The organism is Sphingopyxis sp. GW821-FHT02C12 (genome assembly GCF_059421785.1).
In genome coordinates this window covers 191,656-206,909 of the sequence record NZ_JBWKVQ010000001.1, presented here as the reverse complement: position 1 = coordinate 206,909, position 15,254 = coordinate 191,656, and the positions used below count along the sequence as shown (strand labels likewise).

At 65.5% G+C, this 15,254-nt stretch carries 15 protein-coding genes; 12 read left to right on the top strand and 3 right to left on the bottom strand.

All coding sequences use genetic code 11. The features are described from left to right. The first annotated feature begins 49 nt into the window (after window positions 1-49). From AC07U1_RS00930 to tgt, 3 genes are all read left to right on the top strand, one after another. On the top strand, window positions 50-811 hold the full coding sequence (locus AC07U1_RS00930; protein ID WP_495178610.1) for a tetratricopeptide repeat protein: 762 nt from the start codon (window positions 50-52) through the stop codon (window positions 809-811). A gap of 70 nt (window positions 812-881) precedes the next feature. Further along, window positions 882-1,370: a hemerythrin domain-containing protein gene (locus AC07U1_RS00925; RefSeq protein WP_495178609.1), complete on the top strand. Its 489-nt coding sequence runs from the start codon at window positions 882-884 to the stop codon at window positions 1,368-1,370. Window positions 1,371-1,416: 46 nt separating this feature from the next. Further along, entirely contained in the window at window positions 1,417-2,553 is a 1,137-nt protein-coding gene (tgt, locus tag AC07U1_RS00920) for a tRNA guanosine(34) transglycosylase Tgt (RefSeq protein WP_495178608.1), read from the top strand. 6 nt (window positions 2,554-2,559) lie between these two features. On the opposite strand, the gene AC07U1_RS00915 is transcribed toward tgt, so the two are convergent. Continuing rightward, window positions 2,560-2,670 (bottom strand): NepR family anti-sigma factor, encoded by a 111-nt coding sequence (locus AC07U1_RS00915; protein ID WP_162248534.1) that lies wholly within the window; start codon window positions 2,668-2,670, stop codon window positions 2,560-2,562. A gap of 259 nt (window positions 2,671-2,929) precedes the next feature. Here AC07U1_RS00915 and AC07U1_RS00910 point away from each other — a divergent pair, with 259 nt between their 5' ends. The 9 genes from AC07U1_RS00910 to AC07U1_RS00870 all read left to right on the top strand — a co-directional run bounded on the left by AC07U1_RS00910 (window position 2,930) and on the right by AC07U1_RS00870 (window position 12,375). After that, entirely contained in the window at window positions 2,930-3,724 is a 795-nt protein-coding gene (locus tag AC07U1_RS00910) for a response regulator (protein ID WP_495178606.1), read from the top strand. 67 nt (window positions 3,725-3,791) lie between these two features. Next, a complete protein-coding gene (locus AC07U1_RS00905; RefSeq protein ID WP_495178605.1) occupies window positions 3,792-6,476 on the top strand; it encodes a bifunctional [glutamine synthetase] adenylyltransferase/[glutamine synthetase]-adenylyl-L-tyrosine phosphorylase in 2,685 nt (894 codons plus the stop codon). A 31-nt stretch (window positions 6,477-6,507) separates the two neighbouring features. Next, window positions 6,508-6,972 (top strand): peroxiredoxin, encoded by a 465-nt coding sequence (locus AC07U1_RS00900; protein WP_495178604.1) that lies wholly within the window; start codon window positions 6,508-6,510, stop codon window positions 6,970-6,972. Window positions 6,973-7,074: 102 nt separating this feature from the next. Continuing rightward, window positions 7,075-7,866, top strand: coding sequence for a ferritin-like domain-containing protein (locus tag AC07U1_RS00895; protein ID WP_495178603.1), 792 nt, complete (start codon window positions 7,075-7,077; stop codon window positions 7,864-7,866). 176 nt (window positions 7,867-8,042) lie between these two features. Next, entirely contained in the window at window positions 8,043-8,681 is a 639-nt protein-coding gene (locus tag AC07U1_RS00890) for a M23 family metallopeptidase (protein ID WP_156377556.1), read from the top strand. A gap of 334 nt (window positions 8,682-9,015) precedes the next feature. Next, window positions 9,016-9,357 carry an iron-sulfur cluster insertion protein ErpA gene (gene erpA / locus AC07U1_RS00885; RefSeq protein ID WP_495178602.1) on the top strand — a complete coding sequence of 114 codons (342 nt, stop codon included), beginning with the start codon at window positions 9,016-9,018 and terminating at the stop codon, window positions 9,355-9,357. Between the two features lie 39 nt (window positions 9,358-9,396). Beyond that, on the top strand, window positions 9,397-10,167 hold the full coding sequence (xth, locus tag AC07U1_RS00880; protein WP_495178601.1) for an exodeoxyribonuclease III: 771 nt from the start codon (window positions 9,397-9,399) through the stop codon (window positions 10,165-10,167). After that, the gene (locus tag AC07U1_RS00875; protein ID WP_495178600.1) at window positions 10,164-11,156 is read left to right on the top strand and encodes a cyclic nucleotide-binding domain-containing protein; all 993 of its coding nucleotides are present in this window, start codon (window positions 10,164-10,166) and stop codon (window positions 11,154-11,156) included. The genes xth and AC07U1_RS00875 overlap by 4 nt, the downstream gene beginning before the upstream one ends. Window positions 11,157-11,184: 28 nt before the next feature. Then, window positions 11,185-12,375 (top strand): serine hydrolase domain-containing protein, encoded by a 1,191-nt coding sequence (locus AC07U1_RS00870; protein WP_495178599.1) that lies wholly within the window; start codon window positions 11,185-11,187, stop codon window positions 12,373-12,375. 194 nt (window positions 12,376-12,569) lie between these two features. On the opposite strand, the gene AC07U1_RS00865 is transcribed toward AC07U1_RS00870, so the two are convergent. After that, window positions 12,570-13,091, bottom strand: coding sequence for a hypothetical protein (locus AC07U1_RS00865; RefSeq protein WP_187142022.1), 522 nt, complete (start codon window positions 13,089-13,091; stop codon window positions 12,570-12,572). Between the two features lie 52 nt (window positions 13,092-13,143). Continuing rightward, complete coding sequence (acs, locus tag AC07U1_RS00860) at window positions 13,144-15,108, bottom strand: acetate--CoA ligase (protein WP_495178598.1); 1,965 nt, start codon at window positions 15,106-15,108, stop codon at window positions 13,144-13,146. Window positions 15,109-15,254 lie beyond the last annotated feature (146 nt).

Here is a 15,254-nt window from a genome sequence, read left to right as displayed (position 1 = left end):
CGCGCAGGTAGCGCTGGCGCCGACGCTGCGTCTTTGCCAAAAGGCACCCATGTTCAGCACAGCACATCATATCAAGCGCGTCGCGATCGTGGGATTGGCGTGGGTCGCGCTCACCGCCGCATCGACCGGCGAGCAGGTCGCCGACTTGATCGAGGCGGGCAAGCCGATCGAGGCTTTTGCGCTCGCGCAGGAAAAGGCGGGCGAGGGTGACCCCGAGGGGCAGTTCGCGCTCGGCTGGTTCTATGACAATGGTGAGAATATCACTGCCGACAAGGCGAAGGCAGCGGGGCTGTACCGCAAATGCGCCGACAAGGGGCTTAGCCAGTGCCAGTGGCGCCTCGGCGTGATGTACGACACCGGCGAGGGTGTGGCCGAGGATCCGAAGGCTGCGTTCGGCTGGCTGAAGAAGGCGGCGGCGCAGGATAATCTGGCGGCGCAGGTCAGCTTGGCCGTGATGCACGCCAATGGTCGCGGCACGCCGGTCGATTTCGCCAAGGCGATGGACTATTATCAGGCGGCGGCAAGAAAGCGCGAGCCGCACGCCTTTTACGGCATCGGCATCCTCTATCTCGAAGGGCAGGGCGTTGCGGCCGACAAGGAAACCGCCGCCGCGTGGTTCTCGGTCGCGGCTGCACTCGGCGACGAATCGGGGAGGGCGATCACCGATCGGATGCTTGCGGACCAGAAGACCGAGGTGCTCGACCGCGTCGCGGCCAAGGCGACCGCGCTCTATTCGGATTATGTCGAACCGGTGCGGCCTTTGCCGACGCAGCCTGCCGAGGCGCCGACCGAAGCCCCCAAGGGACCCTGACTTCGCCGCAGCGGAACCGCTGCCGTCATAAGCCGTTATCCGTTCGAGGGATCAGCGAACGGAGACGATCATGGCGGAAGCAAAGATATTCGCGCGACTCAAGGCCGATCACGACCGGCATCGCGACCTGCTCGACCGGATCGACGACACCCATGGCGACAGTCCCGAGCGCGAGCAATTGTTCGAGGCATTCCGCATCGAGGTGACCGCGCACGCGGCGTCCGAGGAACTCTCGCTTTATGCGACGATGATGGGCCAGCCCGACCTTCGCGAGGACGCCCAGCACAGTGCGAGCGAGCATAAGGAAATCGACGAGATGCTCACCGAACTTTATGAGATGGACTTTGCCTCGACCGGCTGGCTGACGCGATTCCGGACGATGAAGCATCGCTATCTCCACCATATCGACGAGGAAGAGGAAGAGATGTTTCCCGCCGCCGAAGAGGGGCTGACCGCGGCGCGGAAGAAGGAACTGGCGGAAATCTTCGCGAAGGAAAAGCCGAAGGAAAAGGCGAAGGCGGCTGCCGATGAACCATCGAGCGAGGACGAGCGCGAATAGGCGCGGCGCTCGACTTTCGCGCGCCCGCCCGCCATAGGCGCGCGCCATGACCACAAGATTCACCTTTTCGGTCGCCGCGACCGATGGCGCAGCGCGAACCGGCGTCATCGCGATGCAGCGCGGCGACATCCGCACCCCCGCCTTCATGCCCGTCGGCACCGCCGCGACGGTGAAGGCGATGCGCCCTGCGGACGTTCGCGCGACCGGCGCCGACATCATCCTGGGCAACACCTATCATTTGATGTTGCGCCCCGGCGCCGAGCGCATGGCGCGGCTGGGTGGTTTGCACAAATTCATGGGGTGGGACCGGCCGATCCTGACCGACAGCGGCGGCTATCAGGTGATGAGCCTGTCGGCGCTGACCAAGCAGAGCGAGGAAGGCGTGGCGTTCCAGAGCCATCTCGACGGATCGCGTCACATGCTAACGCCCGAACGCTCGATGGAGATCCAGCGGCTGCTCGGCAGCGACATCGTGATGGCGTTCGACGAATGCCCGCCGAATGGCGTCGATGCCAGGCGCGCCGAGGCGAGCATGGAACGATCGATGCGTTGGGCCGCGCGCAGCCGCGCGGGCTTCGACGCCGGCGAGGAACATGCGGCGCGTTCGGCGCTGTTCGGAATCCAGCAGGGCTCGCTCGACGAGACGCTCCGCGCACGCTCAGCGGCGGCGCTGACCGACATCGGCTTCGATGGCTATGCGATCGGCGGCCTCGCGGTGGGTGAGGGTCAGGAGGCGATGTTTGGCGTGCTCGACTATGCGCCGAGCCAACTGCCCGCCGACCGGCCGCGCTACCTGATGGGGGTCGGCAAGCCGGACGATCTGGTCGGTGCGGTCGCGCGCGGTGTGGACATGTTCGACTGCGTGCTGCCGACGCGTTCGGGGCGTAACGGGCAGGCCTTCACCTGGAGCGGTCCGGTCAACATCCGCAATGCAAAGCATGCCGAGGATCAGGCGCCGCTGGACGAGGCCTGCGGCTGCCCGGTATGCTCGACCTGGACGCGCGCCTATCTCCATCATCTCGTCCGCGCGGGCGAGATGCTTGGCGCGATGTTGATGACGCAGCACAACCTGCATTTCTATCAGGATCTGATGCAGGGGATGCGCGATGCGATCACCGAGGGGCGCTTCGCGGCTTTCCAGTCGGATTTCGAGAGTCGGTATCAGCGTGGCAAGGCCGGGTGACGCGACTCAGTTGAGCTTGTTGAGCAGGTCCATCATCGAATCGGGGATCGTCTCGTCGACCGCAGACTCATAGGCGCGACGCAGGGCGATGTTCACGTCCTGCGCCTTTCTGGTCATTTTCTTGTCACCGTCTTTTCCGGTTCGCTTCTGTGAAGGGGACCCGGATTCAGACGGCATTATCATGATATCCAATGGACATGGGGCCTGTAGCTAACCGCGCCTTCAACAAAGAGCAATGGCGCGTTTCTTCTTCCCCATGAAACCAATTTGCCGTTAGATCGTTCCACGTCGGCGCAATAATATCGGGCGCGGGCGGAGCATCGTCCGATTCCGGCGGGTTTCGAGGCAGGCATGGACCTGTATCAGGAGGTAAACTATGTCATTGGGTCAGGCGATCGCGCCGCATCTTCCCTATCTGCGCCGCTACGGCCGTGCAATTTCGGGAAGCCAGCGGAGCGGCGATGCTTTGGTCGCGGGCTTGTTGCAGACTTTGGTCGCAAACCCGGCGGCGGTCGATACGCGCGCCGACCTGCGCATTCAGCTCTATCGCATGGTGCATGACAATTTCGGGCTCGCCAGCGAGCAACAGGGGAAATCGGACGAACCCGCCGCCGCCGACATCGCGATCGCCGACGCGCGGCTGCGCCGCATTCCCTCGCTCGCGCGCCAGGCCCTGCTGCTGACGGCGGTCGAAGGCTTCAGCGAAGATGAGGCCGGACGCATCATCGGCCGCGACGCCGCGACGGTGCGCGGGCTGATCGACGAGGCGATGGCCGAGATCGACCGCCAGACGCGTGCGCGCATCCTGATCATCGAGGACGAGCCGATCATCGCGATGGACATCGAAATGATCGTTCGCGACCTGGGGCATGACGTCGTCGCGGTCGCAACCACGCACAGTGAGGCGGTCGCCGAGGCGCAAGCGCACACACCGAGCCTCGTCCTCGCCGACATCCAGCTTGCCGACAACAGCTCGGGGATCGAGGCGGTGCAGGAAATCCTGACCGGGCTGAAGGTACCGGTCATCTTCATCACCGCCTTCCCCGAACGGCTGCTCACCGGCGATCGCCCCGAGCCGGCCTTCCTGCTCACCAAACCGTACCAGCCCGCGACGCTGCGCGCCGCGATCTCTCAGGTGCTGTTCTTCGACGAGAGCACGGTTCCGGCCTGAGGTCATCCCTTCGCTATTGCGCGCTATGGGTTGCGAGCTTGGCCGGAGCAGGTGATAGGGCGGGGCGATGACTTCCCAACGCCAATCGGCGCTCGATCGCCTGACTGCCAATGCGCCCTTTCTCGCGCGGCTGGCCGAGTTGCAGCCCGATGATGTGACGCGCTTCCTGACCGACGGCACCGACGCCGCGCTGGCGGCGGTCGCCGCGCCGCCGATGGATGACGATATCATGGTGAGCCTGCGCCAGTGGCGCGGGCGCATCGCCTTGTTGCTTGCGCTCGGCGACCTGTCGGGCGAGCATGATGTCGCGACGACGACGCGGCACCTGTCGGCCTTTGCCGACGCCGCCTGCGATGCCGCGCTTGCTGCTGCCTTTGCCGAGCGCGTGCCCGGCGAGGCACCGCGCGGGTTGTCGGTGATCGCGCTCGGCAAGCTCGGCAGCCACGAACTCAATTACTCTTCGGACATCGACCCGATCCTGATCTTCGATCCGGAGACGATGCCGCGTCGCCAACGCGACGACCCGACCGAGGCGGCGGTGCGGATCGCGCGGCGGATGACCGAAATATTGTCGGCGCGTACGGCGAACGGGCATGTGCTGCGCGTCGACCTTCGGCTGCGCCCACACCCGGAGGTGACGCCGATCGTGCTGCCGGTCGATGCCGCGATATCCTATTATGAATCCGAGGCGCTGGCGTGGGAGCAAGCCGCGTTTATCAGGTCGCGCGCGTCGGCTGGCGACCGCGCATTGGGCGCCGAATTCCTGGCGGCGATCCAGCCTTTCATCTGGCGCCGCAGCCTCGATTTCCGCCAGCTCAAGGAAATCGGCGCGATGAGCGACCGAATCCGCGACCATTTTGCGCAGGGGCAGGCCTTCGGGCCGGGATATGACCTCAAGCGCGGGCGCGGCGGCATCCGCGAGATCGAGTTTTTCGCGCAGGTCCACCAGTTGATCTATGGCGGGCGCGACCCGTCGCTGCGTGTGCCGGCGACAGTCGACGCGCTTGCGGCGCTCGCTAAAGCCGGGCGGATCGGCGCCGATATCGCCGAGCGGCTGACCGGCCATTATGCGGTGCTGCGGCGGATCGAACATCGGTTGCAGATGATCGAGGACCAGCAGACGCATGGCTTGCCGCTGCAGCCCGCCGCGCTGGATGCGGTGGCGCGGCTCGACGGGCATGACGACGGCGCGGCGTTGCTCGCGATGCTCCAGCCCGTCACCGCCGAGGTCGCCGCCTGTTACGACCGGCTCGTCCTCGAACGGGCGGCGACCAGCGGGCTGCCGCGCGACGAGGGCGAACTTGCCGGGGCGCTGATGGCGGCGGGTTTCGAACCGCCCGAGCCGGCATTGCGCGTGATCGCCGAATGGCGAGGGGGCAAGCTGCGCGCGCTGCGCACCCCGGCGGCGCAGGACGCGCTCGAGACGGTGCTGCCCGAACTGGTCAAGGCGCTGGGCGCCGCACCCGATCCCGAAGCGGCGCTGATCCGTTTCGACAAGCTGGTGTCGGGGTTGCCGAGCGCGATCAATTTTTTCCATCTGCTCGCCGCGCAGCCCGAACTCGCGAAGGTCGCGGTGCGCGTGCTGACGCTGGCACCGACGCTTGCCGAGGCGCTGGGCGTGCGGGTCGAACTGATCGAAGGGCTGATCGACAAACGCGCTTTCGATGCGCCCGCCGACAAGGCCCAGTTGCGGGCCGAATGGGCGCCGGGGCTCGCGGGGCTCGATTACGAACGCCTGCTCGACCGCGTGCGCGACCGGGTCGGCGAGCGGCGCTTCGCGTATGGCGTGCAACTGATCGCGGGCGCGAGCGACCCGATGGTCATTGCGCGCGGCTATGCCGAGCTTGCCGAGGCGGCGCTGCAGGTGCTCGCCGATGCGACGGTCGCCGAATTCGTCGAGGCGCATGGGCGGATCGCCGACAGCGAATTGGTGGTCCTCGCGCTGGGGCGGCTCGGTGGACGGGCGCTGACGCACGCGTCGGACCTCGATCTGATCTATCTGTTCACCGGCGATCATCTCGCCGAATCCGACGGGCGGCGGCCGCTCGGCGCGACGACCTATTACAACCGCCTCGCGCAGCGGGTGACCGCGGCGATGTCGGTGCCGACCGCGGCGGGCAAGCTCTACGACGTCGATACCAGGCTGCGGCCGCAGGGTGCGCAGGGGCCGCTGGTCGTCACGCTCGACAGCTTTGAACGCTATCAGCGCGAGGAGGCCTGGACGTGGGAGCATATGGCGCTGCTCCGCGCGCGGCCCGTCTATGGATCGGACGGTGCGAAGGCCGAGGTGCAGTGCGTCATCGACACGCTGCTCGCGGCGCCGCGCGATGCGATGAAACTGACGCAGGACGCCGCCGAGATGCGCGACAAGATGGCGGCACACAAGCCGCCGAAGGGCGCGCTCGACATCAAGGGCGGGCCGGGCGGGCTGGTCGACCTCGAATTCGCGATGCAGGTGACCCAGCTCGCCAGCGGCGAATGCCATGACCCCAATATCGCGGCGGCGCTCGCTTGCCTGAAGGGCAAGGGCCTCGCACCGCCCGAAGTGTGCGAGGCGCATGCGCTGCTCGCGCGCATGCTGGTGATGCTGCGGCTGACCGCACCCGAGGGCGAGCCCGCGACCGCCGCGGCGCGGCAATTGGTGGCGAGCCAGTGCGGCGAACCGGGCTGGCCGCAACTGCTTGCCGCGCACGACGCCGCGCGGCAGGAGATTACAAACTGGTGGGCGTCGATTCGCGATCGCAGCCAATAGGGACTGTCCCTATTTATTGAGGAGACGAACGATGACCCTCGCAATCGGCGATGCCATTCCCGCGGTGCCCCTGCTCGATGCCGATGGCGCGGCGATCGACCTTGCGGGCCTGACGGGCGCGCCGCTGGTCGTCTATTTCTACCCCAAGGCCGACACGCCGGGTTGCACCGTCGAAGCGCAGGATTTCACGCGGCTTGCCGACGACTTCGCGAAGCTCGGCGCGCAGGTGCTGGCGGTGTCGCGCGACGCGCCGGCAAAACTGTGCAAGTTCCGCGACAAATATGGGCTGACCGTCCGTCTCGCGTCCGACGAGGATGGCGCGCTGTGCGAGGCGTTCGGCACCTGGGTCGAAAAGCAAAATTATGGCCGCAGCTATATGGGGATCGAACGCTCGACCTTCCTGTTCGGCGCCGACGGCAAGCTCGCGCGCGAATGGCGCAAGGTACGCGTGAAAGGCCATGCCGAAGCGGTGCTGGAGGCGGCGAAGGCGCTTTGATGATTATTGCCCCTTTTTCCGTTCGCGTCGAGCGCAGTCGAGACGCTGGGCCGGACCGAGGGGCGTCTCGACTTCGCTCGACGCGAACGGGATAGGGAATCCATGAACTCCTTGGGCGAAGCTGCGCGGGCGGTGCTGCTGACCGCCGATCCGCACGCCAAAAGGCGCGCGGCGCGCGAACTGGCGCGCGCCTGGCGGCGCGGCGACCTCGCCCATCGCTGCGACGTCGCGATGCCCGATCGGCCGGCCTGGCCCGAACATCCCCAGCTGCTGCCGCCCAACCGCATGCCGAGCCGCCGCAAGGGAGGTTCCGAGCGCGGACGCATCGCGATGCTCCACGCGCTCGCGCATATCGAGTTCGTCGCGATCGACCTTGCGGTGGACCTTGTCGGACGCTTCGGGGGAGAATTTCCGCGCGCCTTCGTCGACGACTGGGTCGGGGTGGCGGCGGACGAGGCGATGCATTTCGCGCTGCTCGACCGGCGGCTGCGCACGCTCGGTAGCCACTATGGCGCGCTGCCCGCGCATGCCGGATTATGGGAGGCGGCCGAAGCGACGAGCGACGATGCGCTGGCGCGGCTGGCGATCGTGCCGATGGTGCTCGAAGCGCGCGGGCTCGACGTCACGCCGGCGATGATCACCCGGTTCGAGGGCGCCGGCGACACGGTTTCGGCGACGATCCTGCGGCGCATCTATCGCGACGAGATTCGCCATGTGAGCGCGGGCACAGACTGGTTCAACCGGGCGTGCGATGAACGGGGATTCGCGCGTGCATTAACCTGGCAAAGCCTCGTAAAATCGCGATTTCGAGGAGGGCTGAAGCCGCCGTTCAACGACTCAGCGCGCCATGACGCCGGTTTAACGCAAGAATACTACGCCGTTGTTGCTTCGTAAGGATTGACCCCGCAGACAGGCTCGCGGGCGGATGATCAATCATCCAATGCAGACTAAACCGGCACCACCGGAAAATTTTTCCGTTGGCGACAAGGCAGATGCGGGGTCGTTAAGTGATAAACACTCTTCTGGCGCAAAAGTTTCGTTTTGGGCTGATTTTTTGTGCCACCGCGCTGATGGGCTTCACTGCCCCGGCTGTTCAGGCTGCCGATACCAGCGCCGATGCGGGCATCGTCGTTCCCGACGAACCCGATGACGACAGCTTCACCGCCGGCGTTCCGCAGACCAGCGAAGATACCGAGGCCCGGGCGATTTTCCAGGCGTGGAAGCGCCTCGACACCGGCCTGACCGCCAATATCGGCGTCGCCATCCCGTCGCGGGTTCCGATCGAGAATATGTCGCTGTCGTCGTCCTACGGCATGCGCGTCCACCCGATCACCGGCAAGGTCGCGCGCCACAATGGCGTCGATATTCCCGCGCCGCACGGTACCCCGATCTATGCGACCGCCGACGGCATCGTCGGTCGCGCCCAGCGCCTCGGCGGCTATGGCAATTATGTCGAAATCGAACATGGCAACGCGATCCAGACGCGCTACGGCCATATGTCCTCCTACATCGTGGCCCCGGGCCAACAGGTGAAGAAGGGGCAGGTCGTCGGTTACGTCGGTTCGACCGGCCGTTCGACGGGCAACCACCTTCATTATGAAGTCCGCATCGAAGGCGCGCCGGTCAATCCGATGCCCTTCTGCCGCCAGGACAGCATGGCGATCGCCGCGATCACCGGCGACAAGCTGGCGATGGGCGGTCCCGAATAAAAAGCTTTTCAGGGTCGGAGAGGAGGGGGCGCCCACCGGTCCAAGCCGGGGCGCCCTTTTCATTTGGGCGGTATGCCTCGGTTGGACGCAAGATCCTCCCCACGCGAAGCGATGGGGAGGTGGCAGCCCGCAGGGCTGACGGAGGGGTTCAAACCTCTCGCTATGACGCACCGTACCGACCCCTCCACCACCGCTTCGCGGCGGTCCCCCTCCCCAACGCTTCGCGATGGGGAGGATCTTCAGGGTCGCCACCCACACCAAAGCCGACAAAACGCCGCGATCCATCGTCACCACACCCCCTTCCATTCGTGCCCGCACGCCCTATCTTGGCACCATGGCCACGCAGCTTTCCGATATCACCCTGTCCCCCGCCGCCGCGGCGCGCGTCCGCTGGATCGCCAACCGCAAGGGCGAGAGCGAGGCGGCGCTGCGCCTCGCGGTCGATGGCGGCGGCTGTTCGGGCTTTACCTATCGTTTCGGGCTCGCCGAAGGCATCGATGCCGAGGATATCGTCACCGAGACCGACGGGGTGAAGCTGGTCGTCGATCCCGTCAGCATCGACCTGGTGCGCGGCTGTATCGTCGATTTTGTCGATTCGCTCGGCGGGTCGTCGTTCAAGGTCGAAAATCCCAACGCGGCCTCGGGCTGCGGCTGCGGGTCGAGCTTCTCGATCTGACGCCTTTCGTCGCGACCCCGTTGCTGCCATAGGTGCGGCATGAAAATCGCGACCTTCAACATCAACGGAATCAAGGCGCGCCTGCCGCGTCTCGTCGAATGGCTGGAGGAAACCCAGCCCGATATCGCCTGTCTGCAGGAGCTGAAGTCGAGCGACGAGACGATGCCGACCAAGGAGATTGAGGCCGCGGGTTACGGCTTCCTCTATCACGGGCAAAAGGGCTTCAACGGCGTCGCGATCCTCGCCAAAGGCACGACGCCGGTCGAGGTGCAGCGCGGGCTGGCGGGCGAAGCCGAGGACGAGCAGTCGCGTTACCTGGAGGCCGACGTGCACGGCGTGCGCGTCGCGTCGATCTACCTGCCCAACGGCAATCCCCAGCCGGGGCCGAAATTCGATTATAAATTGCGTTGGATGGCGCGGCTGCGCGAGCGCGCGAAGGCGCTGCTCGCCGCCGAGATCCCGACGATCCTGACCGGCGACTACAATGTCATCCCGCACGACGACGATGTGTGGGACCCGCGCGCGATGTCGACCGACGCGCTGATGCAGCCCGAATCGCGCGACGCCTGGTTCCGCCTGCTCGGTGACGGCTGGACCGACGCGATCCGCAGCCGCCATCCGGCGGGCGGGGTGTGGACCTTCTGGGACTATCAGGCCGGCGGCTGGCAGCGCGACCATGGTTTTCGCATCGACCATCTGCTGCTCAGTCCTGCGCTCGCCGACCGGCTGGTCGACGCCGGAGTCGACAAGGACCATCGCGGGCGCGAGAAGGCGAGCGACCATGCGCCGACATGGGCGGTGCTGGCTTGAGCGCGCTGTCCGCCAGCCGGCTGGCGGACGTGCCGCTGTTCGCGGACCTCGACGACGCCGCGCGCGCCGAAATCGCCGACGCCTTCACGGTGCGCCATTTCGCCGATGGCGAGGCGCTGCTCGTCCAGAATGAGCGCGCCGAGGGCCTGTATCTGATCGACGAGGGCCGGGTCGATATCGGCAAACGCCTGCCCGGCGGCGGGCTGGCCTTGCTCGCGCAGGTCGGCCCGGGTGAGGTGATCGGCGACATGGCGTTGATCGGCCGCGACATCAAACGATCGGCGATGGGCATCGCACGCGGACCGGTGCGCAGCTGGTATATGCCCGCCGATCAGTTTCGCGCGGCGTTGTCGCAGCTTCGCCCCGCCTCGCTGCAATTGCAGACCGCGCTTGGCCGGCTGGTCGCGGCGCGGGTTGCGGGCAAGACGCGCGATATTGCCGCGATGCTGTCCGAAAGCCCCGATAGCTTCACGCCGCGCCCGCAGCGGGCGCTGCCGCCGGTGAGCGAGGAGGATTTCGCGGCCGAGGCTTTTCTCGCCAAGCTCCCCTGTTGCGCGGCGATGACGCCGGGCCAGCGGCGGGCCTTCTGGGATGCGGGGGAGCGGATAGACCTTGCCGCCGATACCGACCTTGCGGGGGTCGGCGCATCGTCCGACCGGATTTGGCTCGTGGTTCGCGGGGCGGTGCGCAGCGGCCTGCCGCACGGGGAGGGTATCTATCAGCTGACCGTCACCGGTCCCGGCCAGCTTGTCGGTCTGTCGCCGATGCTATCGGGCATGGCACACGACCGGCTGCTGCGGACGAGCGAGCAGGCGACGTTGCTGGCCTTCGACCGCGCGACCTTTGCCGAAATGCTCGGGACCGGCGATGCGCTGAGCCGCGAACTCGGGGCGTCGGTCAACGCCGACCTCGTCACCGCGCTCGACGCGCTCGATCAGGTCGAGGCGCGCATCCTCGCGATGCAGCGCGGGCACGCGGTGGCGGCCTGATATTTCGATGAAGAGACGGGGGATTGCCATGTCGCGCTGGATTGCCGTCGCCCTTTGCCTGACCGCAGCCCCGTCCGCCGGGGCGGACGAGGGCGGTTTCGACGCCGCGCTGCGTGACTTTCGCCAGCTCCATCGCGCCGAAACGCGCCGCGCGAATATTGCCGGGAGCAGCTTTTACGTCGTGCGCGACGGGCAGGTTGTCGCGGCCGACCATCTCGGCGAGCAGGACGCCGACGCGCATGTCCCGGTCGATGCGCGCACCATCTATCATTGGGCGTCGGTGACCAAGACGATGACGGGCATCGCGATCATGCAGCTGCGCGATCGCGGGCTGCTGTCGCTCGACGACCCGATCGTCAAATATGTCCCCGAACTGGCGGCGGTGCATAACCCTTATGGTGACACGGGCGCGATCACGCTGCGCCAGCTGATGAGCCACAGCGCGGGGTTCCGCAGCGGCACCTGGCCGTGGCGCGAGCATGACTGGCAGCCGTTCGAACCGGCCAACTGGTCGCAGTTGTTGGCGATGCTGCCCTACACGCGGGTCGAGTTCGAACCCGGCAGCCGTTTCGGCTATTCGAACCCCGGCATCGTCTATCTCGGCCAAGTCATCGAGCGGCTCTCGGGCGAGGATTATGAAGTCTATATCGACAAGAACATCCTGAAGCCGCTCGCCATGCACGAAAGCTATTTCGACCGGACGCCGCCGCACCTGCTGCCGCATCGGTCGCACAGCTATACCATCAGCGACGGCAAGCGCGTCGCGGCGCCCTTCGATGTCGATACGGGCGTCACCGTGTCGAACGGTGGGCTCAACGCGCCGATGCCCGACATGGCGAAATATGCCGCCTTCCTGCTCGGCGAGCCTGCGCGGCAGGCGGACTATGATCTGGTGCTGAAGCGCTCGTCGCTCGAGGAAATGTGGGTGCCGCAAATCGCGGCGGGCGAGGATTTCACGCAGGGCCGCATGGCGAAGACGACCCAGAGCGGGCTATCCTTCTTCGTCGACCGCGGCGCGGGCGTGCGCTTCATAGGTCACAATGGCGACCAGAACGGCTTTCGTGCCTATCTCAGTCTCTGCCCCGACCAGCGGGCGGGAACGTTGCTGGCGTTCAACACCGAAACGAAGGGCGTCGAGAATAGCCCGGCCAATCGCGATACCGCCGAATCGCGCATCGCGCTGGCGACCGATCGTCTGTGCGAGGCGCTCGCGAAGTAGCTGTGTTGCGGTTCTCCCGTTTGGGCGGAAATATTCTATGTTTTTAGCTAGTTGGTGCATTCGTCTGGCGATAACATGTCGAGCAGGGTTGGCAGCGCGGCCATGTCGCCTGGACTGTGCGCCCCGCCCGCTCACCGCCGATCGAGCCCGCTCCTCGGGAAGGCCCAATCGATTCCATCAACGGGAAATCAACGCTAAAACTCGCAATTCGGCACAGGAAGCACTTTCATATCCTCTGGCGTTCGGCCTGTAGAAACTTCCTTCACATCCATCGAGCAACTGCGAACAGGATTGTTGCCGTCCGGTATCTGGGTGATGTTATATGTCGCATTGGCTTTTGGCGTGAATTCGATAACGTTTATGCAAGACGAGTAAAGCTGAGAATTATAGCCTCCGTAGGTTTGCTTCATGGTAAAGCCCAATATCTCTACCTTCTTTCCGGCTTCAATTTTTATCGGTTTTTCTTTTGTATTTCGACCAATTCCAGCGCTATAATCAATAAGCTTTTGAGATAACTGACATTCATCGCCTTTCATGGTCCGGTAATATTGATAATCTCCGCTGAAAACGGATAGTCTCAAGCCTCCCTTAGGAAAGATAAATGTTGCGGTCTCTGTTGCGCCGGTAGGGACTTTGTATTTTTTCTGGCCAAGCTCGTTTCTATCGACTGATCCTCCGAGCACAACGGCAAGAATTAGGGCAAATGCTATTCTCATTTGTCAATATTCCCTGAAACTTCGTAAATTCATTATATTGTCGGGGCCGCGCCTACCGGTTCTTGCGCCCCTCGATGAGTCCGTCGACGAGGCTGGGGTCGGCGAGGGTCGAGGTGTCGCCGAGCGAGACGAAGTCATTCTCGGCGATCTTGCGCAGGATGCGGCGCATGATCTTGCCCGAGCGCGTCTTGGGGAGCCCCGGGGTCAGGTGGATATGGTCGGGGGTGGCGATCGGGCCGATTTCCTTGCGCACCTGCTGCTTGAGGGCGGCGACCATGTCTTCGGTCGCCTCGACCCCGGCGTTGAGCGTGACATAGGCGTAGATGCCCTGGCCCTTGATGTCGTGCGGGAAGCCGACGACCGCGGCCTCGGCGACGTCCGCGTGGAGGACGAGCGCGCTTTCGACCTCGGCGGTGCCCATGCGGTGCCCCGACACGTTGATGACATCGTCGACGCGGCCGGTGATCCGCCAGTATCCGTCCCCGTCACGGCGGCAGCCGTCGCCGGTGAAATACTTCCCCTTGTAGGTCGAGAAATAGGTCTCGGCGAAGCGCGCGTGATCGCCGTAGATCGTCCGCGCCTGTCCCGGCCAGCTATGGGTGATGCAAAGGTTGCCCTCGGCCGCGCCGCCGCTCTGTTCGTCGACGAGCACGCCGCCTTCGGCATCGACGAGTTGCGGGCGGATACCGAAGAAGGGCTTGCCGGCGCTGCCGGGCTGCGCGGGATGCGCGCCGGGCAGGGTGGTGATCATGATGCCGCCGGTCTCGGTCTGCCACCAGGTGTCGATGACGGGCACGCGGCCCTTGCCGACGATGTCGCTGTACCAGCGCCAGGCCTCGGGGTTGATCGGCTCGCCGACGCTGCCGAGCAGGCGGATCGACGACAGGTCGTGGCGGGTGACATAGTCATCGCCCTCGCGCATCAGCGCGCGGATCGCGGTTGGCGCGGTGTAGAGGATGTTCACCCGGTGCTTGTCGACGACCTGCCAGAAACGGTCGTGGTCGGGGTAATTGGGGACGCCCTCGAACATCAGCGTGGTCGCGCCGTTCTGGAGCGGGCCATAGACGACATAGGAGTGTCCGGTGACCCAGCCGATGTCGGCGCTGCACCAGAAGATCTCGCCGGGGCGATAGTCGAAGCCGTACCAGAAGGTGCTGGCGGTCCAGACGCTATAGCCGCCGACGGTGTGGAGGACGCCCTTGGGCTTGCCGGTCGAGCCCGAGGTGTAGAGGATGAACAGCGGGTCCTCGGCGTTCATCGGCTCGCACGGGCAAGTGTCGCCGACATCGGCCGACAGCGCGTCGTACCAATGGTCGCGGCCTTCGGTCATCGCGACGTCGCCGCCGGTGTGGGCGATGACGAGCACCGCCTTGACGTCGACGCGTTCGAGCGCCTTGTCGACATTGGCCTTGAGCGGAACGGTCTTGCCGCCGCGCAGCCCCTCGTCGGCGCAGATCACCCAGTCGCTGGCGCAATCCTCGATGCGCCCGTGGATCGCCTCGGGCGAGAAGCCGCCGAAGACGACGCTGTGGACCGCGCCGATGCGCGCGCAGGCGAGCATCGCGACCGCACCCTCGGGGATCATCGGCATATAGATGGTGACGCGGTCGCCCTTTTGGACACCCAGCTTCTTGAGCGTGTTCGCGAAGCGGATGACGTCGGCGAGCAGTGCGGCATAGCTGATCGTGCGCGTCTCGCCATCGGGGGCGTCGGGCTCGAAGATGATCGCGGTCCGGTCGCCATGGCCGGCGGCGACATGGCGGTCGACGGCGTTGTGGCAAAGGTTGAGGACGCCGTCTTCAAACCATTGGATCGACACCGGATCGTAGGACCAGTTGGCGATCTTCGTCGGCGGGCTGATCCAGTCGATCCGCTTCGCCTGTTCGGCCCAGAAGGCATCGGGGTCGGCGATGCTCTGGGCATAGAGCCGGTCGTAATCGGCGGCAGTGCAATGGGTGTTCGCGGCGGCGTCGGCGGGGACCGGGACCAAAGGTTCGGAGGGGGGTAGGTCGGACATGTTGCTTCTCCCGCTTTTCAGGCCCGTCGCTTAGGCCGCGAATCTTGTCAGTCCCTCCTTATCCGTTCGCATCGAGCGAAGTCGAGGTGCCCGTCGGTCGCATACGACTTCGGGGTGTCTCGACTTCGCTCGACACGAACGGGTGG